The sequence below is a fragment of the candidate division KSB1 bacterium genome, assembly GCA_024655945.1.
In the GTDB taxonomy this organism is placed as follows: domain Bacteria; phylum Zhuqueibacterota; class Zhuqueibacteria; order JANLFK01; family Oleimicrobiaceae; genus Oleimicrobium.
Genome location: JANLFK010000012.1, coordinates 1 through 23,308, shown reverse-complemented (window position 1 = coordinate 23,308; position 23,308 = coordinate 1). Strand labels below are relative to the sequence as shown.

11 protein-coding genes and 1 pseudogene are annotated in these 23,308 nt (G+C 60.0%); 10 read left to right on the top strand and 2 right to left on the bottom strand.

The window, feature by feature from the left end:
* Window positions 1–154: 154 nt before the first annotated feature.
* The 7 genes from NUW13_13155 (at window position 155) to NUW13_13125 (ending at window position 13,194) form a co-directional block, all read left to right on the top strand.
* Window positions 155–3,589 (top strand): T9SS type A sorting domain-containing protein, encoded by a 3,435-nt coding sequence (locus NUW13_13155; protein ID MCR4439963.1) that lies wholly within the window; start codon window positions 155–157, stop codon window positions 3,587–3,589.
* A gap of 112 nt (window positions 3,590–3,701) precedes the next feature.
* Window positions 3,702–5,426 (top strand): endo-1,4-beta-xylanase, encoded by a 1,725-nt coding sequence (locus tag NUW13_13150; GenBank protein MCR4439962.1) that lies wholly within the window; start codon window positions 3,702–3,704, stop codon window positions 5,424–5,426.
* 544 nt (window positions 5,427–5,970) lie between these two features.
* Window positions 5,971–7,848, top strand: coding sequence for a right-handed parallel beta-helix repeat-containing protein (locus NUW13_13145; protein ID MCR4439961.1), 1,878 nt, complete (start codon window positions 5,971–5,973; stop codon window positions 7,846–7,848).
* Window positions 7,849–7,919: 71 nt separating this feature from the next.
* Window positions 7,920–8,567, top strand: a complete 648-nt coding sequence (locus NUW13_13140) for a hypothetical protein (GenBank protein MCR4439960.1) — start codon at window positions 7,920–7,922, stop codon at window positions 8,565–8,567.
* Window positions 8,568–8,700: 133 nt separating this feature from the next.
* On the top strand, window positions 8,701–10,299 hold the full coding sequence (locus NUW13_13135) for an endo-1,4-beta-xylanase (GenBank protein ID MCR4439959.1): 1,599 nt from the start codon (window positions 8,701–8,703) through the stop codon (window positions 10,297–10,299).
* A 113-nt stretch (window positions 10,300–10,412) separates the two neighbouring features.
* On the top strand, window positions 10,413–11,348 hold the full coding sequence (locus NUW13_13130; protein MCR4439958.1) for an alpha/beta hydrolase: 936 nt from the start codon (window positions 10,413–10,415) through the stop codon (window positions 11,346–11,348).
* A gap of 214 nt (window positions 11,349–11,562) precedes the next feature.
* On the top strand, window positions 11,563–13,194 hold the full coding sequence (locus tag NUW13_13125; protein ID MCR4439957.1) for a DUF5597 domain-containing protein: 1,632 nt from the start codon (window positions 11,563–11,565) through the stop codon (window positions 13,192–13,194).
* Between the two features lie 568 nt (window positions 13,195–13,762).
* Here NUW13_13125 and NUW13_13120 read toward each other — a convergent pair.
* Both NUW13_13120 and NUW13_13115 read right to left on the bottom strand, forming a co-directional pair.
* Window positions 13,763–15,310 (bottom strand): alpha-N-arabinofuranosidase, encoded by a 1,548-nt coding sequence (locus NUW13_13120; protein MCR4439956.1) that lies wholly within the window; start codon window positions 15,308–15,310, stop codon window positions 13,763–13,765.
* A gap of 665 nt (window positions 15,311–15,975) precedes the next feature.
* Complete coding sequence (locus tag NUW13_13115) at window positions 15,976–18,348, bottom strand: glycosyltransferase family 4 protein (protein ID MCR4439955.1); 2,373 nt, start codon at window positions 18,346–18,348, stop codon at window positions 15,976–15,978.
* A 204-nt stretch (window positions 18,349–18,552) separates the two neighbouring features.
* Between NUW13_13115 and NUW13_13110 the strand changes: the two genes are divergently transcribed.
* The 3 genes and pseudogenes from NUW13_13110 (at window position 18,553) to NUW13_13100 (ending at window position 23,225) form a co-directional block, all read left to right on the top strand.
* Window positions 18,553–21,249: a glycoside hydrolase family 78 protein gene (locus tag NUW13_13110; GenBank protein MCR4439954.1), complete on the top strand. Its 2,697-nt coding sequence runs from the start codon at window positions 18,553–18,555 to the stop codon at window positions 21,247–21,249.
* Between the two features lie 389 nt (window positions 21,250–21,638).
* Window positions 21,639–21,806 (top strand): annotated as a pseudogene (locus NUW13_13105) (GHMP kinase).
* 507 nt (window positions 21,807–22,313) lie between these two features.
* Window positions 22,314–23,225, top strand: coding sequence for a UTP--glucose-1-phosphate uridylyltransferase (locus tag NUW13_13100; GenBank protein MCR4439953.1), 912 nt, complete (start codon window positions 22,314–22,316; stop codon window positions 23,223–23,225).
* Window positions 23,226–23,308: the final 83 nt, after the last annotated feature.

Below are 23,308 nucleotides of genomic sequence, written 5' to 3'. Positions count from 1 at the left end.
GGAGCGTTGGCGGGTCAGTCTGCGGTTGCCCCTCCCGGGCAGCACGCAAAGGGAGGGGCAACCGTGGCGGCGAAGGAGAAGAGCTCTTGCTGCGGCTTCTCGATCGAGACCCGTATGAGGCGCAGCACCACAAACAAAAGAGGAGGGCGGTGAGATGAAAGGAGCTCGCTACTTGTTCGTGGCTCTGGTGATCGCAGCTGTCGCCGTGGGGGAGACGGTGGCGCTCGGCCAGAGCGCGGTGCAAACGTGGGGTTTCATCGGTAACAAGGGGCCGACGCGTACCAGTGGTTGGAAGTTTGTGCCTGGGGAGTTTGCCGGCAATGCGGGGGTAGCTGGCGATCAGGCATTGCTGGATGGCCAGTGGAGCGCGATTCGTGGTGGGTTTGAGGAGGTGGTGACGGCCACTCAGGAGAACGCGATTCGGGTGACGGGGAAGATTCGCTTTGTGGGGGGAGATCCGAAGTGGTGGAATGCGTTGCGCTGGGGGTTGTTCTACCACGACAGTGCGGGGGTGGTGGTGAATGTGGATACTGATTCGGCGTACTGGAATGGGTACGAGAAGTACGCCAATGGGTATTTGTTTGCGCCGCACAATGGGGTAGTGGATCGTCCGAACTGGGCGCATGGGGGAGGGGGTGATCATGGGGTAGTGCGGTACGGGACGTGGTTGAGCACGTATGGGAACAATTTGTCGTTGGGCTTTGTGGATCAGAAGCCGCGGCGTGCGGAGATGACGGAGGGGGTTTACAACTGGGCGGTTTCGGTGCAGCCGTTGGCTGATGGGACCAAGGAGGTGCGGTTTTACCTGATCAAGGAGGACAACAGTTATTGGTGGGGTGCGGTGTCGCGGGACACGACGACGATCGCGCCGAAGTTTAACGGGGTGTGTTTTGCGATCAATGGTGGTCAGGGTGGGAGCACCTCGACGGTGCGGGGGATGTATCTTGAGGATGTGTACGTGGATCGGGGGGCGCCGATAGAGATACCGGAGGCGCCGTTTGTGCCGTTTTACGTGGCGCAGTGGGGTTTCATCGGTAACAAGGGGCCGACGCGTACCAGTGGTTGGAAGTTTGTGCCTGGGGAGTTTGCCGGCAATGCGGGGGTAGCTGGCGATCAGGCATTGCTGGATGGCCAGTGGAGCGCGATTCGTGGTGGGTTTGAGGAGGTGGTGACGGCCACTCAGGAGAACGCGATTCGGGTGACGGGGAAGATTCGCTTTGTGGGGGGAGATCCGAAGTGGTGGAATGCGTTGCGCTGGGGGTTGTTCTACCACGACAGTGCGGGGGTGGTGGTGAATGTGGATACTGATTCGGCGTACTGGAATGGGTACGAGAAGTACGCCAATGGGTATTTGTTTGCGCCGCACAATGGGGTAGTGGATCGTCCGAACTGGGCGCATGGGGGAGGGGGTGATCATGGGGTAGTGCGGTACGGGACGTGGTTGAGCACGTATGGGAACAATTTGTCGTTGGGCTTTGTGGATCAGAAGCCGCGGCGTGCGGAGATGACGGAGGGGGTTTACAACTGGGCGGTTTCGGTGCAGCCGTTGGCTGATGGGACCAAGGAGGTGCGGTTTTACCTGATCAAGGAGGACAACAGTTATTGGTGGGGTGCGGTGTCGCGGGACACGACGACGATCGCGCCGAAGTTTAACGGGGTGTGTTTTGCGATCAATGGTGGTCAGGGTGGGAGCACCTCGACGGTGCGGGGGATGTATCTTGAGGATGTGTACGTGGATCGGGGGGCGCCGATAGAGATACCGGAGGCGCCGTTTGTGCCGTTTTACGTGGCGCAGTGGGGTTTCATCGGTAACAAGGGGCCGACGCGTACTGCCGGTTGGAAGTTCATCCCCGGCGAATATGCGGGGAATGCTGGCATCGGCGGCGATACCGGGCCAATCCCCGGTCAGTGGTCAGCCATTCGCGGTGGGTTTGAGGAGGTGGTGACCGCCACCGCAGAGAATGCGATCCGCGTCACGGGCCAGATTGAGTTTGTGGGCGCAGATCCAAAGTGGTGGGGTGCACTGCGATGGGGTCTATTCTACCACGACAGTGCCGGAGTGCTGGTCAACGTGGATACCGACTCTGCGTTCTGGACGGGGTACGAGAGCCGAGCCTATGGCTACCTATTCCAGCCGCACAGCGGGGTGAACGAGAGCCCGAACTGGGCGGCCGGCGGCGGAGGTGACCACGGCGTGGTCCGCGGGGGTGCGTGGATCAGCACGTACGGCATGAGCCACCTTTCCATGGGTTTTGTGCGCCAGGAGCCGTTCCGCGCGGAGATGACTGCCGGTGTGTACAACTGGGCGATTTCGGTGCGCCCGCTGCCGGATGGGAGCAACGAGGTTCGCTTCTATTTCGTGAAGGAGGACAACAGCTACTGGTGGGCGGCGACCTCCATCGACACCACGGGGATCACCACGCGGTTCAATGGCGTCTGCTTTGCCATGATTGGTGATCCCGGCGAGGAACCGGCCAAGCTGCGCGGCATGTACCTGCGCGATGTGTACGTGGACCGCGGCGAACCCATTGAAATCCCCGAGGCGCCGTTCAGCCCGTTCTACGTCGCGGACTGGGGCTTCATTGGTGGCCGCACCGGTGGCTGGACCTTGACTCCGGGAGAGGTGGACGGCAACGTCACCATCTCCGGCACGAGCGCGCCTACAGGCTGGGCGGCTATTCGTGGTGGATTCGCCAGAGAAGTGAAACTCACCTCCGGCAAGGCCCTCGTTGTGACCGGCTCTATGGAGTTCGAGGGTGGCGGTTTTGAAGGCTGGAGCTCCTTGCGGCTTGGCGTCTTCCATAGCGATAGTGCTGGGGTTGTTGTCGGCGACTCGTGGACGGGCACGGAAGGTCACCACAATGGCTACCTCTTCCTGCCGCACAGTGGCAACAACGAGCTCACCAACTGGCAGGGCATTGGCCAACTGGGTACCGTGGGCGCCGTGGTCGACTATGGGTGGCTTAGCACCAACGGCCCGAATCACTATGTGCTTACGGCACGCACACAGCTGCCGGCCGCTGCAGTGGGTGGACCCGGTCTGTATCACTTTGCTTTCTCGTTGGCTCCTGTGCGCGAGGGGAAGACCGAGATAAGGTATTACATCCATAAGGAAGACGGCACCTACAACTTTGCCGGCATTGTCAGCGATGAGCATGTGCCGCTGGTGACGACCAAGTTCAACAGCATCAACTTTGGGGTCAGCAACCAAGCCACGGCCAAAGCGTTGAAGCTGTACGATGTGCATGTGGACATGGGCGAACCGATCCAGATCCCGGATTCGCTGCTGGTTGCGGTAGCCATGTTGCCGGATCGGATGGTGCCTACCGAGTATGCGTTGCGGCAGAACTATCCGAACCCGTTCAACCCGTCGACCACCATTCAGTTCGCTTTGCCGCGCGACGGCGAGGTGAGCCTGGTGGTCCACGACGCGTTGGGTCGACCAGTGACCACCCTGGTCAATGGCCGGATGACTGCGGGCTACTACTCCGTGAACTTTGACGCCTCCAACCTGCCCTCCGGCGTGTACCTGTGCAGGCTGAAAGCGGGCGAGTACACCGAGACCCGGAAGCTGACTTTGATGAAGTAGACCTCCTCGTTTCTGTCGTTCGCCTCTTTGCAGCCCCGACAAGCAGCCTGTCTGCAGCCTGCAGACAGGCTGCTGTCGGATCGGGCCGGACCTGTTCCCAAGGAAGGAAGTGATGAGCGCGCACCAGACCGCATCAATTCGTTCAAGACAGTGGTTGTGGTCGACGTTGGCCGTACTGCTGCTTTACCTCCATGCGTTCGCGCAAGTGGACACAGTACAGACCAACGTTCCCCGGCTGCGGGGAGTATACGCTCACGACTTTTACATCGGCTGTCTCCTGTCCTATCGGCACATCGGTTTTCCCGATGACCCTTACGTGCCGGGCCAGTCGTCCGTGGTCGCGCGCCATGGCGGGGAGCTGATAGAGTTTCACATGAACAGCATGAGCCCCGGCAACAACATGAAGCCGCAATACACGGTGGACATCGCCGCCAGCGCAGCAGCCTACAACAACGCCACCAGCCAGGCGGCACGCGATTCGATCGATGTGCACCCGATCATTCGCTTCAATGGCGACCTGATTGCGCAACTTAACTGGGCCAAGCGGCAGGGGTTCACTTTCAGAGGCCACACCTTAGTGTGGCACAGTCAGACGCCTGCTGCCTTCTTTCGCTCCGGCTATTCAGAGGCGGGCCCACGCCTGACCAAAGAAAAGATGACCGAGCGGATGGAACACTACATTCGTGAAGTCATCCGCCTCCTCCACGAAGGCTGGCCGGGGTTGCTGTCGGCCATGGATGTGGTCAATGAAGCCGTGTTAGATAACGGCCAGGACAGGACGGACAGTGAGTGGTTCCGCACCTTTGGGGACAATAGCTACATCATGAAGGCATTTGAACTCACGCGCAAATACTGCCTGGCCTATGGCGAAACGCAAATGAAGCTCTACTACAACGACTACAACACCCACCTTGCCGCGAAAGCAAACGGAATCGTGCGCCTGTGCGGCCCGATGTTTGCAGCAGGCTACCTCGACGGCATCGGCATGCAGGAGCATGACGCCTTGACCTCTCCAACTGCCGAACAGTGGATTGCCTCTTACCAGAAGTTCGACCCGATCTGCCACGAAATGGCGGTGACTGAGCTTGATGTCACCACAGGCTACGCCCAGCCACCGATGGAGGTGCTGCGCCAGCAGGCCAATCAGTACGGGCAACTTTTCAAGTGTTTTGTGGAGCGGAGCTACTTCTCTGGCAGGGGGAAGATCATCAGCGTGTCCAAGGATGGCCTCAACGACCAGTACACTTTCAAGACCAATCAGTCTTCGTCGCTGTGGGATGCCAATAACCAATGCAAACCGGCCTTCTTTGCCGTAGTGGCTGTAGGGACCTACTACAACGGGCTTGATTCTCTGGTGGCTCGGGCCGCTGCTCTGAAGGAGGAGGACTTTTCACCTCAAAGCTGGGCGGATTTCGCAGAGGCGCTTTCCAGGGCGCGGAACGCGATGACTCGCAATTACTCCTACACGACCTCCGCTGCCGATACCCTTGAGGCTGCTTTCGTGGCCCTGAAGGCTTCTATGGATGCTCTGCAACCGGCAAGCGCCGTGAGGTTGGCCAGCGAGCGATATCCCCGGCAGTTCTCCCTCAAGCCGAGCTATCCCAATCCATTTAAAGGGGGCACGGCGATTAGTTACCGTCTGCTCCTCACCAGCGAGGTATGTGTCAGGATTTTTGACCTCCGTGGAAAAGAAGTCGCTACGTTGGTTCACGAGCTCCAGGGTCCAGGTGACTATGTGGTGAGATTCGACGGCAGCAGTCTGCCCAGCGGCACGTATCTGTGTCACATGAAAGCGGGCGATCGTGTGGAGACCCAAAAGCTGACAGTCGTCAGATGAGCATACGTGGTTGTGGGTTGTGATTCGTTGGTCGACGAGAGGTTCTGCGCGTATTAGTCGAAGACGAACCGGCAGAGGGCGCTACCCGTCTGGCGGGTGTGGCCGTCGCGGTGCTTGCCGTCTCAGGCTCATGGACCGGAAGGGCGCGCGCGGAGTGGTAGGCTGCATGTGAGGGCGATTGCCTTGATGACCACAGCAGCTTCAATTGGGCCATCGCCACGGCAGCGGCGGGCGGCAAGTGATCGCAGACACTGTTCATGCGCGACCGGAATAGTCGGTACCTTGTCCGACGAGTGATGACCGCTCCGCCGGTGGAGAGATTGACCAGGGTGGCACCGGAGCCGGGAGTGACTCAGGAGACGGCGCCCCCGCAAATTTTCTGGGTGGATGCCGAATTGCGTCGGATTTCCCGAGGGTAGCTGCCCGATGAAGGCTGCAGGTAGGATGGGTGGCCAAGACAAGGAACATGCTGTTGTTGAAATAGACATAGCGACTTGTCATCACCGGCGGTTGGGCTGCAGACGAGAGCCCGGGGAGGCATGACATGATAGGACATGGTGACCACAATTGTTTCAACCTTCGCTTGAGGACTTTCACGTTGTCGCTTCTGGCCATCTTCTGCGGCGTGCCGCTATTGGCTCAGCCCAGTGGCGGGCCGTATGGCCCCTTGCGGCAGTCCTACACCATCCCGCAAGTCAAGGGAAGGATCTACTACGTTGCCCCTGACGGCAAGGCAGATGCCGTCGGCAGTAGTTTGTCCTCACCCACTACTATCGAGTCGGCGATTGTACGTGCCAAGACCGGTGAGGCCATCGTCCTCCGCGGTGGCATCTACCGTACCGGCAGGCTTCTCTTCAACCAGGGGATAATCATTCAGCCCTACCTCGATGAGCAACCGATACTGAAAGGCACGTATGTGGCCACCGACTGGCAAAGCCTCGGTAACGGTCTTTGGGTCACGAAATGGCCCTATCTGTTTCCTTCTCGTCCGGCCGAATGGTGGAACCGTAACCGCGAGGGCAAGGTGACGCCGCTGCACCGCTTCAACAACGACATGGTGTTTGTCGACGGCAGGTTCTTGCAATCGGCGGGCTGGGAAGGAGAGGTCGACGAGAACAGCTTCTACATCGACTACGAGAGCGGGAGACTCTACATCGGCGTCGACCCCACAGGCAGGGAAGTGGAAATCACCGCGTTCGATGTCGCGCTCTTGCGGACGACAGGAGAGGTTCATGGCAAGAAACCAGACCGAAGGGGGCCGAAGATACGAGGCATCACCTTCACGCAATATGCGTTTCGTGCCTTAGAGGTGGAAGGCGCCTTCCCCGAAGGCCCCGCCGATGAAGCGAGCTTCGGCAAAGACGTGGTTGGCACGCTTTTGGAAAACTGCACCATTTCCTACTGTTCCCGCGTGGGTGCCTACCTCAAAGGAGACTCGCTCACGATTCGACACTGCCGCGTCAGCGACACGAGCACCGAAGGCCTGTACATCATGAGTTCCAATGACGTGCTCCTCGAAAGGAACATCTTCACTCGCAACAACATTGAAAGGATAACAGGCTATTACCCTGCGGCTGTCAAGATCTTTAACCAGTGTCATCGCGTCACGTGCCGTGACAATTTGGTTGTCGATCTACCCTATTCCAATGGCATCTGGTATGATGTGGGCAACGTCGATGGGCGGTTTCTGAACAATTGGGTAGAGAATGTCGGAAGCACGAAGGGCCAGTTCCCAATTGAGCGCCCCTGGCCGAGCAACAACGGGTTCTTCTTTGAGATTTCTAAAGGGGCAATATGTGCAGGGAACCTGTTTGTCAATTGCGACCACGGGCTGTGGGTGCTTAACAGCTCCGATGTGCAGATCTACAACAACACCTTTGTAAACAGTACCGCCTGCATCTCGCGCAATGCGCGGCGTGCGGCCGGCGACCCATTCGGCTGGCATCCCAGTACCGGGCCTGACGTGGACAAGCGACATGGGCATGTTCTTGTGAACAACCTGCTTTATGCGAACGAGGGTTTCGAGCGTCCGCTGCTCTACGTGTGGCAGCCGACAGCGTTGTGCGAACGCCTGAAGGACTCGCAGGTGCGCGCCATGGACCACAACGTGTTCGTCACCACCTCGTCGCGCGTGAGGTTGCCACTGGTCGTGTGGGGGCCGGAGAAGACCGACAGTTGCTACCTGGTCTACGACTCATTTGCTTCGTTCCAAGAGGCGCACCCGGAATATGCCGTGCAGACTTGGCATCTGTCTGGATATCGCGGACAGCTTTTCAAGAGCCTTGAATTGGGCGACTACCGGCCCCTGGAGGAGCATCCAGGGGCTCCTCCGGGGCGAAAACTGCCCGCGGAGGTAGTAAAGTTGCTCGGCACAGAGAGGGGCTACATCGGCGCGTTTCCCCCTGTGCGCGCGGAGTTTTGAGCGCACGGGTGGCAACCGTGTCAGCTGCGGGAGGTCGCCCGTTTTGCAGTGGTTCCAACGTCGGGAGGGCAATGAAAAGACGACCCCTGAGGCCCAGTCTGGGGCACAGAAAGCACCTGGGCGGTGCTCTTGGCCTTTTGACCTTAGCGCTGTTCTTTTCGTGTGCGGGCAAGGAGCCCAGTCCCACTGTGGCGTTTTGTAGCTTCGAGTTCAGGGGCGAACACTACCGCATCCGATCTGTGCAGGCGGCCGGCAGGGACCTGTCCTTCAACGAACTGATCAGTAGGCGCTTTGTCGCGGTGGACTATGGCCAAGACGGCTTCATAGACGAAGTAACGCTCGGCGAGGTGACGGTGGCACAGGCGCAGGAGCTCTACGAAGTGGCGCTGGAGACGCTCGCCAGCGAAGGCAAGTTGCGCTTGGTAACGCCGCGCGGCAAGTCGTATGACGACCAAGATGCGAAATACCACTACGAGGTCCGCACTCTCTGCCCGGGTGCGCAGGAGTGTCTCAACCAGTTCAGGATTATGCGCGATCGACGAGCGCCCAACCCGGAGGCTACCGTGGCCATCGACCGACAGGCCGACGGGACCATAGACGTTGTGGTCAAAGGCCCACTCCCGCTGGAAGAAGTACAATCGCTCTATGCGCAAGTTTTGAAGAGGGGTATTGACAAGGGACGATTGGTGGCGCTGGAGCAGAGAATCGTGGTCAGGTAGGATGACGTTCCAGCTCGGGTGCCCGTCTTTGTGGGGTGCTCACAAATTGGGGAACCAGCTCTTGCGCGTGGATTCCTTGTTGTGGGCAGCGCATCCGGTCCATGGGCAAATGTGTTTAGGCAGGGAGGTTGTCATGAAGTTTCTTTTGTGCTCGCGTTTCAGTTGGAAGCGTCACAGTTTCGGGCAGTTCCATTGGCGTCGGGCACTGAGGATGGGGGTGGTTGTCTTCCTTTGCGCGCTGTTCCCCTTGCGGACTATTGCCCAGCCACTTGCCCAAGGGAAAAGTAAATTCCTCGGCGCGGCAAGCGGGCGCGACGTCTACCGCAACTTTGACAAGTACTTCAACCAGATCACCCCTGGCAACGACGGCAAGTGGGGATCGGTCGAGTATACCCGTGGTCAGTACAACTGGAGTAACCTGGATCGCATCTATGAATACGCCATGAGCAAGGGGATCCTGTTCAAAGAACACACCTTGGTCTGGGGGCAGCAGCAGCCTTCATGGATTGCCTCGCTGGACTCGTCAGGGCAGAGGCAGGCAGTGGAGGAATGGATGCGCCGCATAGGCGAACGCTACCCGCAGATGGCATTGGTTGACGTCGTGAACGAGCCCTTTCATGCACCGCCGGTATACAAGAACGCGCTCGGGGGAGACGGGGCGACGGGGTGGGACTGGGTCATTACCGCCTTTGAGCTTGCGCGGCGCTACTGTCCGCCACAAGCGAAGTTGCTCCTGAACGAGTACAACATCCTGCATTCAAACTCAGAGACGACAAGGTACATGAACCTGGTCAGTTTGCTGAAGGCGAGGGGACTGATCGACGGCATCGGCATCCAGGGGCACTACTTTGAGTTTCGCGGCAGTACGTATGTCTACGACATCAACGTCATCAAGGCCAACCTCGACCGCCTTGCGACGTTGGGACTCCCCATCTACATCACCGAGTTCGACATCGATGAGCAGGACAACACCGTCCAGCTCCAGCAGTACAAGATTTACTTCCCGATCTTCTGGAATCATCCTGCGGTGAAGGGAATGACCTTTTGGGGCTACTACGAGTATGATGTGTGGACTGCGCATCCCTATACCTTTCTGATCGACTACAGTGGCAGGGAGCGACCGGCCATGCAGTGGCTAAAGACGTATGTGCGCAGTCCATTCCCGCCGCTGGTCATCTCCCCCAACGGTGTGGTCAACGTTCCTCGCAATCCGCTGCTCACTTGGCACACGTCCGAGACAGCCGGAGAGTATCGGGTTCAGTTGTCGGTGACGAGCACGTTTGGCAGCCTGGTGGCGGACACGGTGGTTTGCGACACGGTTGCCCAGGTCACTGGGCTTGCCGCGAACCAGCGCTACTTCTGGCGCGTGTGCGGTATCAATCAGTACGGCAGCAGCGACTACTCGGCAGTGGCAAGCTTTATGACCGGCGACTACTTTTCACGAATCGATGGCACGGCTACCGGCAAGGCTGATTTTGCACTGTTGCAGAACTACCCCAATCCGTTCAATCCGGAGACAACGATCGAGTTCGCCGTAGCGCGGGAGTGCCCTGTGCAGCTCAAGGTCTACAACCTGTTAGGGCAGGAGGTGGTGACACTGGTGAACAGGACGCTGCCCGCTGGCAGGTACAGGGTTCGGATGTCATCCCAGGAGCTAAAGGCCGGCATCTACTTTTACAAGATGACGGCGGGCAGCTTTTCCAAGACGAGGAGGATGGTGGTTCTTGAATAGGCGGGTTGCAGGCACCCCCCTTTTCGTGACGAGGCGCCAGTACCGAAAGGGCTTGCCTCAAAACTTGCCGAATGCGTTTGATTTGTGTGAACAGCTCGGGAAAAGGAGGCTTGATGAGTCGATCGCGAGTCGCCACGTTGATCGTCGTGCTCCTGTGGAGTGCATTGCTTCTGGCCCAAGGGCAACAGCCACTTGCTGACCCCTGGGTCGACTACGTCGCCGGTGAGTACGACATCGTACCTGATATCACCTACCACACTGCCAACAATGTCGACCTGAAGCTGGACCTGTACGTATCGAAGGACCGGTCAAGGCTGCGGCCGGCGGTGTTGCTGTTTCACGGCGGCGGATGGGTGGCTGGGCAGAAGGAGAGGAATGTGTTGCAGCTGCTGCCCTATTTGCGTTTGGGGTGGGTGGCAGTGAACATCGAATACCGCATTGCCCGGAACTCTTTGGCCCCTGCGGCGGTGGAAGACTGCCGCTGTGCGCTGCGGTGGGTGTGGAGCCACGCCGCAGAGTACGGCATCGACCGCAGCAAGCTTGTGCTGACCGGAGGCTCGGCCGGCGGGCATCTGGCGCTCATCACCGGCATGTTGCCACAGTATTCTCAGTTCGACCGTCAGTGCCCAACCGATGGCAATATGCGCTGGAGCGATGCACAGGAACCGGCAGCGGCGGTGGCCGCCATCGTCAATTGGTACGGCATCACCGACGTGGCGGAGCTGCTCCAAGGGCCTAACGCCAAGCACTATGCGATCGAATGGTTTGGCAGCATGAGGGAACGTGAGCAGTTGGCGCGGGAGGTATCGCCCATTTCCTACGTGCGCAAAGGCCTGCCGCCGATCATCACCATCCATGGCAGTGAAGACAACGTCGTCCCCTACGCACAGGCCACCCGCCTCCATGCTGCGCTGGATGCAGCCGGTGTGCCCAATAAGCTGGTGACCGTCACGGGGGGCAAACACGGCGGCTTTGACCGGAAAACGATGATTGAGTGCTTCACGGAGATTCGTGAGTTCTTGCGCAAGCACGGACTTGTGGCGCAGTGAGCCTCCGGAGCGTGGCCTGTGTTCCATGTTGAGGCTGCAAGGACCGTTGCGTCAGGGGGAAACGAACTCCGTGGGATTACCCGTGACGTCGCCGGCACGGGGTGGGAGTATGGCCGTACGGGCGACGTGCAAGCCACCCGGCGCAGTCGGTGAGTAGAACTCTTTAGGAGGTCGAAGCGGGGTGTCCCGTTTCCAATTCATCAGGTGACAGCGCATGAAGCTCGAGCGAACGGTTGTTGCGGCAGCCTTGTCGATGTGTGTGGTAGCCGCAAGCGTTTGTGGAGCCGGAATCCCGCGCCTGGCCAAACAGGGTGGCGTTGTTCAGCTCCTCGTAGACGATAAACCATTCCTGATCCTCGGCGGCGAATTGGGCAATTCCACGGCCTCCGACCTGCGGGCACTGGAGGCTGTGTGGCCGAAATGCGCACAGCTGGGCATGAACACGGTGCTTGCGCCCGTGTATTGGGAAATGCTCGAGCCGCAGGAGGGGGTCTACGACTCTGTGTTGGTGGATAGTCTCCTTGTCCAGGCGCGTCGGCACGGCTTCCGTCTTGTCCTCCTGTGGTTCGGTTCGTGGAAAAACAGCATGTCTTGCTACGCTCCCCTCTGGGTGAAGGCCGACCCGGATCGCTTCCCGCGTGCCCGGGAGCGGTGCGGCCGGCCCCTGGAGATCCTTTCGCCATTTTATGAGGCGAACCGCGAGGCCGATGCCCGTGCCTTCCGCAACTTGATGGCTCACCTCCGCAAAGTTGACGGCAACGCCCGCACCGTGGTCATGGTCCAGGTAGAAAACGAGGTGGGAATGATACCTGACCCAAGGGACTACGGGGAGAAGGCAACCGCTCTGTTTGCCAGCGAGGTCCCCGCCCCATTGATTCAGTACCTGGTTTCCCATCGTGAAAACCTGCGTCGCGAGCTTATTGACTTATGGAGAGGCAGTGGGTTTCGCACCTCCGGGACGTGGGAAGAGGTGTTCGGCAAGGGAGAGCGGGCCGAGGAGCTTTTTATGGCTTGGCATCTGTGCCGGTACGTGGACGAGGTCGCGGCAGCCGGCAAAGAGGAGTACCCTCTTCCCATGTTCGTCAATGCTGCCCTGAACAGACCAGGATACCGGCCTGGAGAGTATCCAAGCGGCGGGCCTGTGCCGCACCTGTTGGACATTTGGCGAGCCGGTGCTCAGGCGATCGATTTCTTCGCTCCTGATATCTACTTCGCCGACTTTGCTAACTGGTGCGAGAAGTACACCCACGCCGGAAATCCGCTATTTGTGCCCGAGGCAAATCGAGGAGACCAGGCGGCCGTGTACGCACTTTATGCTGTTGGCCAGCACGATGCGCTCGGCTTTTCCCCGTTTGCTGTTGAGTCCATCGCTGATCCAGGCGCGCACCCATTGCGTGAGGCCTACAGGCTCCTGCGCGAGTTGGCTCCGATTTTGCCTGCCCACGCCGGCCGGGGAAAGCGGGTAGGAGTGTTGCTGAGCCAGGACAAACAGACAGTGGTTGTCAATTTCGACCCCTATGCCCTGAGCGTGGCGCATGACTTTACCTTCAAGTGGGCAAGGCGGCCGGAGAACCTGACCTCCTGGCCAGAAGTCGGGGGGCTAATCCTCAGGACAGCTCCTGATGAGTTCATCGTCGCCGGCAGCGGCATCCTCGTCACCTTCTCTTTTGCAGAAGGAACGAGGGAGATTGCGGGGATCGCCCAGATCGATGAAGGGACCTTCGTCGGAGGTCGGTTTGTGCCGCGCCGTCGACTGAACGGGGACGAGAGCCATCAGGGCAGGCACCTGCGCATCCCCTCTGGCCAGTTTGGCATCCAGCGGGTACGCCTGTACCGGTACTGGTGAAGGCCCTCAGCCACACAGCGGTGCTCGGGGAACGTAGCCTACAAGAAGGCCCTGGTGTCCCGACTCCTGCCGAAAGAAAGAAGGGCTTACCCCACGCGACTCAACTCTAACGCGCCGCAGCTTGACCAGTTCGCCCGGAAGTCCCTCGGTACGGTTTTTGGAGCGAAGAGTGCGATTTTCTCCTGCGACAGATTTAACCCGCGGGCGGGAGCGGCGTTCGCTCTGGCTGCTCGGCAAGCCTTGATCAACCGAAAGATCTGGGCGTCGGCGAGCGGTCCGTGGCGCGGGATGGCGCACGACCAGATGACGAACCCTGTTGCAGGTGCGCAGGTCGGATCGACTTGGCAGAACCGGTGCTCAATGGCAAGGGATGCTCACGCCGGGGCATTGCCCGAGACAAGAGTTGCCCAAAGGGCAAGACGCATTCACCCGTCGACTCCCCGCATCCTCGGTTTCGGCTGGAGCGAGGTCCTTTCGGAGCAGTAGAGTATGATAGGCACTCTCTTGCACGTCCTGCCCGGTCACGTGCTCCACGGTGTTGAAGCGTCTTGCTCCTCAACCCAATCTGCTAATCAAGCTCCAATGTCACGACAGACTTGCCTGGCAGGGAAATCGCAAGCGTATTCCCGTCCAATCGCCACCCCGAGAACGGCTTGATGTTGACCCTTTCCGGTTTTCCAAAGTCATTGTAGTCATTCATCGCTGGGGAGGTGATGATTTCTCCTCGCACACGTGCAGGCCGCTGTGGGCCGCGCAAGTCGATCTCAACGTCCAGGGCCCTATTGGGATTGATGTTGGCGAGAGACACGTGGATCCTGCCCCGGCTGTCTCTAGAAGCCGAGGCGGTCAGACTTGGGAGCCCCATGCCCTCGAACACATAATCCTGGCATGTCACGTCAATTGGCAGCAAGGTGGCGTCCTGATGGACTTTGTACATCTTGAACACGTAGAAGGTGGGCGTCTTGACAAGCTGCTCGCCTCTGGTGAGCAACATCGCCTGCAGCACATTGACAGTTTGCGCGATACAGGCCATCTTGACTCTTCGGGCGTGGTTGTTGAAGATGTTCAGGTAGAGTGCCGCTGTCACCGCGTCACGGAGGGTGTTCTGCTGGAAAAGGAACGCAGGGTTGGTGCCAGGCTCCACATCGAACCAGTTTCCCCACTCGTCGGCAATCAGGCCGATTCTGTTTTCCGGGTCATACTGGTCCATCAGGGCAATGTGTCGTTCGAGTCGCTGCTCCATAAGCAGGGTGTTCTTCATGGTGTGAAACCAGTCGTTCTCGGTGAATTCGGTGGCGGAGCCCTTGTGGTCCCATCCATGGCAGAACGTGTAGTAATGAAAGGAGTAGCCCTGGATCAGGTGCGGGTACTTCTGCGTCTTCTGGAGCAGGACTTCAGTCCAGTGGTAATCGGCATCGGTTCCCCCGCTCGCCACGCGATAGAGATTTCCGAAACGCAAGTAGGTTGAGAACTGCTTGAACAGGTCGGCATAGAACTCCGGAGTCATGTTGCCCCCGCATCCCCAGCTCTCATTCCCCACGGCCCAAAACTTGACGTTCCACGGCTCTTGGCGGCCGTTCCTCTTGCGCAGCTCCGTCATGGGACTCTGGGCATTGGAGTTCACATACTCCACCCACTCCGCTGCTTCTCGTACAGTGCCGCTTCCGACGTTAAGGCAGATGTACGGCTCGGCACCGAGCAGCTCACAGAGATCAAGGAATTCGTGGGGGCCGAAGCTGTTGTCCTCCGTCACTCCGCCCCAGGTGGTATTGACGATGCAGGGCCGCTGGTCTCTGGCCCCGATTCCATCTCTCCAGTGGTAAGTATCGGCAAAGCAGCCCCCGGGCCAGCGTATCACCGGAGGGGCAATCTCCCTGAGCGCCGCAATCACATCGTTTCTGATGCCACGCGTATTGGGGATGGGGGAATCTTCGCCAACCCAAAGGCCGCCATAGATGCAGTGGCCCAGATGTTCGGCGAAGTGGCCATAGATGTACTTGCTGATCTTCTCTTTGCCGAGGTCCACGTTGACGACGATCCTATTTGGCCTGCTTGCGGCAATCACCCCGCCGACACCCACTGTGCCGCACACGAGGAGCACTGTCATGAGGCGCATAGGCTTGCTCCTATGAGAATTGTTCTTGGGTTTTGCCCTGCACTGCCGGAGGCTGAAAGAACTCCTGAATGTTGGACTTTGAAGCACAGGTGGCGTTCTTTCCTCGGCAAATTCACGCTGGTGAGCTGACTGGGCCTTGCGCCCATATGACCCGGGCGGTTGCACCCGGAAGGATTGCGCAACTCCGCTGCCGCATCCTTCCGGCGCCAGCCCCTAACCAAGCAGGTGGGCCACGATTGGTTCTCTCGGCTTCGACGTCGCCAAAGAAGCCTGCAGCCCCGCATTCCCTATTGTTGGCCGCATCAACCTCGTTGCGCAGGGATCTGCCCGCTCCTTTGGCTTCGAAGCCCAACACTTTTGGGCCCAGCATCCCTCTGGTCAATAGGCCGAGAAGCCCCCGGGTGCTACTGCTGCCTGCTCCTGAGATACGCCAGCGGTTGCCTCACCCCACCCCTGGCCCTCCAATGGCGTCCCTCCTGGCGCGTATATAGCGAATTGGTTACTAAAACGCAAGCAAAAACTGCCCCGGCACCCCATGGCCCTCCGCCGTGCAAGCCCTTCGCCTGAGCTCGCTGCGCCAAGCCGCGGTCACGCCCCGGCGACCGAGTAGCGGCTTGGAGCGATGTGGCGCGATCACCTCAGGGGGCATTCTCGGGTGCGCCGCGTCAATCAGTCTTTCCTGGCAGAGCCCTAACCCCGTCCGCTACCTTGGCGAGGGCAGACTTGCTACTGCGAGCACGGCGGGCAGCCCGTGGGGCGAGCTCCGCGACAGCGGGCGAGTTGAAGGCCGTCAGCGTGCTCTCGACCAGGCGCATCTGCGTCAGAGCCAGCAGGAAGGACAGAGTGGACTCGGCACCCTGGTTGAGGTTGAGCCTGTCCACGTGCAAGGCGTCGTGACAGCCGCCGGTGTTGGGATCGTACACGGGCAAGCCCAGGTCGTTGCGTCCCAGGAACCACTCGAATGCCTTGCGGGCCTCATCGTACCAGAACAGGTCGTTGGTGGCAAGATACGCCTCCAAGCAGGCGGCGGTCATGGACTGCGCCTCTAGCGGCTGTTGGTCAAATCTGGCCTTCTTGCCGCCACGCGCATAAAAACCATTGGAGCCGATGGGGGCAAAATGGCCCGCTTTGGCCGTCTGGAGTTCCGCCAGCCAGCGCAGGGAGGCAAGGCCGATGTCCAGGGCTTCCTTGTCCCGCAGCCACCGCCCCACCTGGATGAGCGCCTGCGGGAGCTTGCCGTTGTCGTAGGTCACCACCTGCTCGAACCATTGCCAGTGAGGGGCAGCGTTCTCCTTGTAGAGGCGCACAAGACGGGCACTGAGCTCGCAGCGCACCTGGTGGACGCGGCGATCCCCCCGCAAGTGGCGGCAATAATCGTTGATCCCCAACAGCGCCGTTGCCCAGGCGCGGGGCGAGGTGAGCTCGAGCATCGCCGGCAACGCGCGTTCAAAGAGCGGCAAAGCCCACATCTGGAAGGGGCGATGGCGGGACCTGCCTATGCAGGCCCCCAGCGCCCACAACACGCGCCCCTGACAGTCGTCCGAGCCACTCTCTTCTTGCCAATGGCGGTCAAAGCTCATGAAGTTGCGGAAGCGACGAGCGCGTTCGTTGAAGGCGTACTCCACGAAAGCCGCGCAGCGGAAGGCCAGCTCGGTCACCTCGGGGCGCTGCACGCCGGCCTCCTCCAAGAGCACGGCAAGCAGCAGTCCGCGGGCGTTGTCGTCGGTGCAGTAGCCCGTGGCCAAGTGGGGGATCGAGAAGCGGGCATGCTGCAGGATGCCAGTCGAGTCGGTCATCTTCAGCAGATGGTCGAGCTTGGTGGGCAGGCCCACGCGCTCCTCGTCCAGCGTCTTGACCAGAAACGGACGTGGCTTGCGCAGGCGGCTGACCCGCGCCTTTTGCAGGGACTCCACATAGAGATGAGCGATGTTGCTCCACACCATCTCCCGGCCCAGCATGTAGGCCCACTTGCGCATGGCGTGGCGGCGCGGCTCGTCCTGGAGGAGGGCCACAACTTCCCGGGCTATCGCCTTAGGGTCATTGAACGGGACCAGCACGCCCCTCTCGTCGGCCAAAAGTTCCTCCGCATGCCAGTAAGGTGTGGAAATCACCGCCTTGCCGCAACCAAATGCATACGAAAGGGTGCCTGAAGTAATCTGCGCACGGTTGAGGTACGGGGTGATGTAGATGTCGGCGGCGCCCAGGAACTCCTTCAACTCCTCAATGTCCACGAAGCGGTTGTAGAAAATGACATGCCTCTTGATGCCCAGCTCTCGCGCCAGCCTTTCCAAGCTGAGGCGATACGACTCCCCCTCGCGGCGAATGAGGTTCGGATGGGTAGCGCCCAGCACGATGTACACGACGTTGGGGACCGCCACCACGATATCGGGCAGGGCCTTGAGCACGTTCTCGATCCCCTTGTTGGGCGAAATGAGGCCAAAGGTCAGGAGGACACATTTCCCTTCAACGCCGAATTGATCCTTGTAGAAATTCGGGTCGACAAAGGGCATGTCCGGAATGCCATGCGGGATGACGTCGATCTTTTCCGGCGGCACCTGATAAACCGTCTGGAGGAGCTCTCTGCCTTTTTGGCTCATGACGACCAGGCGGGCAGAGAGTGCAGCCAATTCGCGCGTCACCCTGAATTGGTCTTCCTCTGGCTCCTGCAACACAGTGTGTAAAGTGGTGACCACCGGCATGTGCAGAGAGCGCAGCAGGGCAAGGATGTGGGCGCCCGCTTCGCCGCCGAAAATGCCGAACTCATGGTGCAGAGAGACGACATCGCAGTTGCTGAGATTCAGAAAGTCGGCAGCGCGGTGGTAGTCATCGATGTCCTGCTCTTCTACCTCAAAACGCACTTCCGGCGGGTACTGGTAGCCAGTGTCGACGTCGTTGACAGGTACGATCAGCGTTTCGGTCTTTGGGTACTGGGTGGCGATGGCGTGGCAAAGGTCGTAGGTAAAAGTGGCGATGCCGCACTGCCTGGGCACGCACGTCCCGAGAAAAGCAATTTTCTGCAGTCCTTCCCTCTTGTCCATAGCAACCTCCCCTTGTTGGTGTGACAATGGCCATTTTCAGATACTCAGCAGGAGGCCCACAGGTTGCAACAGAGAGGACGAATGGTCAACTCCTGAAGAAGAACGGCCCCGGGACCTTGCTCCGCCGAAAATTGCCATTGACTGAAGACCAACAAGTTCGTATATTCGCGTACACTGTTGCCCACAGACCAGCAGGAGCAAACGATGAAGCCAACGGCCCCGCTTGACCTGCGTTGCGAGTACCTCTGCAATCCCATCGGCATCGACGTGCACCATCCGCGGTTTTCCTGGGTGGTCGAGCCTGTGCGTCGTGGACAGCGCCAGCTTGCCTACCAACTCATCGTGAGCAGCGACGCCGCCCACGTGGAGCGCGGCATAGGAGATGTGTGGGACACCGGGCACGTGGAGAGCGACCAGACGTGCCACGTGGTTTACCAGGGCACGCCGCTGGCTTCGCGCCGACGCTACTTCTGGCGCGTGCGCTATTGGGATGAGCAGGCCCAGGGGAGCCCGTGGAGCGATGCGGCGTACTTCGAGACCGGCTTGCAACCCCACGAATGGCAGGCGAGCTGGATCGGCAAGAGAGATGGGGAGGAATTCCAGACGAAGCTTCCCCTGCTCTTTGGCAAAGAACTGAGCGCCGGTCTCCACGCGCGACCGCTCTTTTTGCGCAAAGAGTTTCGGCTCCCCACGGGCGTGCGCCAGGCGCGTGTCTACGTGTGCGGACTCGGTTACTACGAGCTGCGCCTCAACGGCCAGAAGGTGGGCGACCAGGTGCTCGATCCGCCGCAGACGGACTTTCACAAGATAGCCCTGTATGCCACCTACGATGTCACCGACATGCTTGGCGCCGAGAATGCGCTGGCCGTCATCCTGGGCAACGGACGACACATCAAGGCCTTTGGGTTTGGGCATCCGCGCCTCATCCTGCAGGCGCACATCTGGCTGGAAGACGGCAGCGAAATGGTCATTGCCAGCGACCCTTCCTGGAAGGTCGGGTACGGCCCGCTGCTGGAGGATGGCATCTATCACGGCGAACGGTACGATGGGCGCCTGGAAATGCCCGGCTGGGACGCCCCCGGCTTTGACGACGCTGCCTGGGAGGCGGCCGTGCCGGTGGATGGTCCGCCCCTGGCAGCCCAGATGATGCCGCCAATTCGCGTGACGGCGACGCGTAGTGCCTGTGCGTTGTGGAGCCCGGCGCCCGGTGTCTATGTGTACGATTTCGGGCAAAACTTTACCGGGTGGGCGCGCCTGCGCGTGCGCGGACCGAGGGGCACTGAGGTGCGCATGCGCTATGCAGAGTTGGTAACTCCTGAAGGACAGATCAACACGGCCCCGAACCAAAATGCCGAAGCCACCGACGTGTACGTGCTCAAAGGCGAGGGATTAGAGTGCTACGAGCCTCGCTTCACCTATCACGGCTTTCGCTATGTCGAGCTGACCGGGTTCCCGGGTGTATCGACGCTGGAGGACGTGGAAGGGCGGGTGGTGCACTCTGACGTGCCGCCCGCCGGCCAGTTCCAGTGTTCCAATGAGCTGCTCAACCAGATCCACCGCAACATCCTCTGGGGGCAGCGCTCGAACCTGATGAGCATCCCTACGGACTGTCCGCAGCGTGATGAGCGGCACGGCTGGATGGGCGATGCCCATCTCTCCGCCGAAGAGGCCATCCTCAATTTTCACATGGCTGCCTTCTACACCAACTTTTTGCGCAACATCCAGTTGGCCCAGCAGGAAGACGGCAGCGTGCCGGACATCGTGCCGCCGTACCTGCCGCTGGCATACCCAGCGGACCCGGCGTGGGGCTCGGCCTACAACATCATCGCGTGGTACTTGTTCCGCTACTACGGCGACCAACGGGTGCTGGAAACTCACTACGAGCGGCTGAAGAAATACGTAGAGTTCCTGCGCCGCAATGCCGACGGGCACATCATCCGCTCCTTGGGCAAGTACGGCGACTGGTGTCCGCCGGGGAGCATTTTCCCCAAAAAGACCGGTCTTGACCTCACCTCCACATGGTACTACTACTACGACGTGGTTTTGCTGGCTAGAATGGCAGAGGTCCTGGGGAAAGCACAGGAGGCAGCGCAGTACAACAGGCTGGCGGTGGAGGTGCGCGAGGCGTTCAATCGCGAGTTCTTGGAGGAAGACCAGTACCAGGCCAGGAGGCTCAGCCCCATCGACAAGCTGCCCAATCAGACGTCCAATGTCCTGCCTCTGTTTCTGGACATGGTGCCGGCCGAGAAGAAGGCTGCGGTGGTGGAAAAGCTGGTGCAGAACATCGTCAACGAGCATGACAGTCACGTGGATACCGGAATCCTGGGCACTTGCTACATGCTCGACGTGCTGACCGACAATGGCCATGCCGAGCTTGCCTACACCCTCGCTTCCCAGGAGAGCTACCCAAGTTGGGGCTACATGGTGCGCGCGGGAGCAACGACCTTGTGGGAGCGATGGGAAAACCTCACTAACCGGGGCATGAATTCCCAAAATCACATCATGTTCGGCAGCGTGGATGCCTGGTTCTACCGGGCAATCGCCGGCATCCGCTGTGCCGCCCCTGGGTGGAAGAAGGTCGTGGTCAAGCCTCACCTGTTCGCTGGCCTTTCCTTTGCCACCGGCCGCGTGCGAACCGTTCTGGGCACCGTAGAGGTTGCCTGGGAGCGCCGCGACCAGCGAGTGACCGTGGGTGTGCGCATTCCGGTCGGGGCTGAGGCCGAGGTTCATCTCCCCCTCTTGGGCCAGCAGCCGTCCGTCCTGGAGGGCGGCAAGGCCGTGCTCCGAAAAGGCAAGGTCTCTGCTCGTCTGCCGGAGGGTGTGGCGACGGCGCGGGTGCACAAAGACCGACTGGTGCTGCAGGTGGGGAGCGGCTCATACCGCTTCAATTGTGAATCATAGCCTGCTCATTGGCGACTCGATTCAGGCGAACGGAAAGGAAGGAGCTCACTGCCATGCGCATCTTTGTGCCGGGGCGCATCTGCCTGTTCGGCGAACACAGCGATTGGGCCGGAGGCTATCGCCGCATCAACGCGGCCTTGGAAAAGGGGTACACGCTGATTACCGGCACCAACCAGGGGATCTATGCGGACGTGGAGCCTCATCCCACCAAGCTCATCGTCCGCGCCACCTTGGAAGACGGTACGCGCAAGGGACCTTTCGAAGTGCCGATGGATAAGGAGGCGCTCCTGGAGGAGGCAGAGAAAGGGGGCTTTTTCAGCTATGCTGCCGGCGTTGCCTACCAGGTACTCACTCACTACCAGGTGCGCGGGCTGGTCATCGACAACTACATGACTGACCTGCCCATCAAGAAGGGGCTGTCCTCAAGTGCTGCCATTTGCGTGTTGGTGGCGCGCGCGTTCAACCGCCTCTACGATCTCAAAATGACCATCCGCGGCGAAATGGAGTTCGCCTATCTGGGCGAGATTACCACTCCCTCCCGATGCGGCCGCATGGACCAGGGATGCGCCTTCGGCAGCAGGCCCATTTTGATGACCTTCGACGGGGAGCGCATCGACGTCAGGGAGGTGAAGGTCAAACGCGACCTCTACTACGTCATCGTCGATTTGTGCGCTGGCAAGGACACGAAGGAGATCCTGGCCAAGTTGAACCAGTGCTATCCCTTTGCCGATACCGAGCTGCAGAGGGGCGTGCAGGAGTACCTGGGGCCGATCAACAAGCGCATCGTCCACGAAGCGGTGGCGGCTCTGGAGCAAGGGGACGCTGAGGCTTTGGGGCGACTGATGCAGCAGGCCCAGGAGGAGTTCGACCGGCATCTGCAGCCGGCGTGTCCCTCGCAACTCACTGCCCCGATGCTGCACAAGGTGCTCAGCTATCCGGCCATTCAACCGTACATTCTCGGCGGAAAAGGGGTGGGCTCGCAGGGGGATGGGACGGCACAGCTCTTGGCGCGGGATGAGGAGAGCCAGGGCAAGGTCATCGAGATTTTGGAGCGCGACCTGCGCATGCCCTGTCTGAAGTTGGTGCTCCGCGCCGGGCGTAAGGTGCGCAAGGCGGTGATCCCAGCCGCTGGGTTTGGCACGCGACTCTTCCCTGCCTCCAAGGCCATGAAGAAGGAGCTTTTTCCCATTGTCGATGCGCAGGGGCGGGCTAAGCCCATCATCATGGCCATCGTCGAGGAGGCGGTCAACGCTGGGATCGAGCAAGTGTGCCTGGTGGTGCAAGAGGGCGATCTTCCCCTGTTCGAGGAGTTCTTCCACTCGCCGCCCCGCATTGAGCACTTCAACAAGCTGTCGCGCGAGGATCAACGATACAGCGACTACATCCTGGAACTTGGCCACCGCGTGACGTTTGTCACGCAGCACTCGCAGGAAGGGTTTGGTCATGCGGTGTACTGCGCACGAGAATGGGTCAAAGATGAGCCCTTTTTGCTCCTTCTCGGCGACCACATCTATGCCTCCGACACGGGCACCTCGTGCGCGCGCCAGCTTCTGGATGTCTACGAACGGGTGGGCGGCAACGTCGTGGGCCTGAAGGTGACCCCTGCGGAGGAGTTGCACAAGTTCGGCTGCGTGACCGGGACCTGGCAGGAGCGTGATGTCCTCCTTGCCGTGACCGAGTTTGCAGAGAAGCCGGAGATCGCCTATGCCCGCGAACACCTCCACGTCGATGGCATGGACGAGAACCTTTTCCTGACGGTGTTTGGCCAGTACGTGCTGTCGCCGAAGATATTCGACTATTTGCAAGAAAACCTCAAGCACAACGTGCGCGAGCGCGGTGAGTTCCAACTGACCCCCTGTTTGGATGCGCTGCGCCGGGAGGAGGGCTTCACCGGCTATCTGGTGAGAGGACGACGCTTCGACATCGGCAATCCGGAGGCCTACCGCCAGGCGGTCATCGACTTTCGCACGGCGTAGGCGAAAATCTGACCTGGCCAGGCAAGACCTTCCCAGTGGTGTCGTGGTGGGGCTGGTGGAGGAGTTGGGCGGGGGTGAGGGCA

Bases quoted from the DNA above. Each gene is read 5' to 3' on its own strand.
- NUW13_13155 (MCR4439963.1), top strand. From the start codon at position 155: ATGAAAGGAGCTCGCTACTTGTTCGTGGCTCTGGTGATCGCAGCTGTC.
- NUW13_13125 (MCR4439957.1), top strand. From the start codon at position 11,563: ATGAAGCTCGAGCGAACGGTTGTTGCGGCAGCCTTGTCGATGTGTGTG.
- NUW13_13140 (MCR4439960.1), top strand. From the start codon at position 7,920: ATGAAAAGACGACCCCTGAGGCCCAGTCTGGGGCACAGAAAGCACCTG.
- NUW13_13115 (MCR4439955.1), bottom strand. From the start codon at position 18,348: ATGGACAAGAGGGAAGGACTGCAGAAAATTGCTTTTCTCGGGACGTGC.
- NUW13_13110 (MCR4439954.1), top strand. From the start codon at position 18,553: ATGAAGCCAACGGCCCCGCTTGACCTGCGTTGCGAGTACCTCTGCAAT.
- NUW13_13145 (MCR4439961.1), top strand. From the start codon at position 5,971: ATGATAGGACATGGTGACCACAATTGTTTCAACCTTCGCTTGAGGACT.
- NUW13_13130 (MCR4439958.1), top strand. From the start codon at position 10,413: ATGAGTCGATCGCGAGTCGCCACGTTGATCGTCGTGCTCCTGTGGAGT.
- NUW13_13100 (MCR4439953.1), top strand. From the start codon at position 22,314: ATGCCCTGTCTGAAGTTGGTGCTCCGCGCCGGGCGTAAGGTGCGCAAG.
- NUW13_13135 (MCR4439959.1), top strand. From the start codon at position 8,701: ATGAAGTTTCTTTTGTGCTCGCGTTTCAGTTGGAAGCGTCACAGTTTC.
- NUW13_13150 (MCR4439962.1), top strand. From the start codon at position 3,702: ATGAGCGCGCACCAGACCGCATCAATTCGTTCAAGACAGTGGTTGTGG.
- NUW13_13120 (MCR4439956.1), bottom strand. From the start codon at position 15,310: ATGCGCCTCATGACAGTGCTCCTCGTGTGCGGCACAGTGGGTGTCGGC.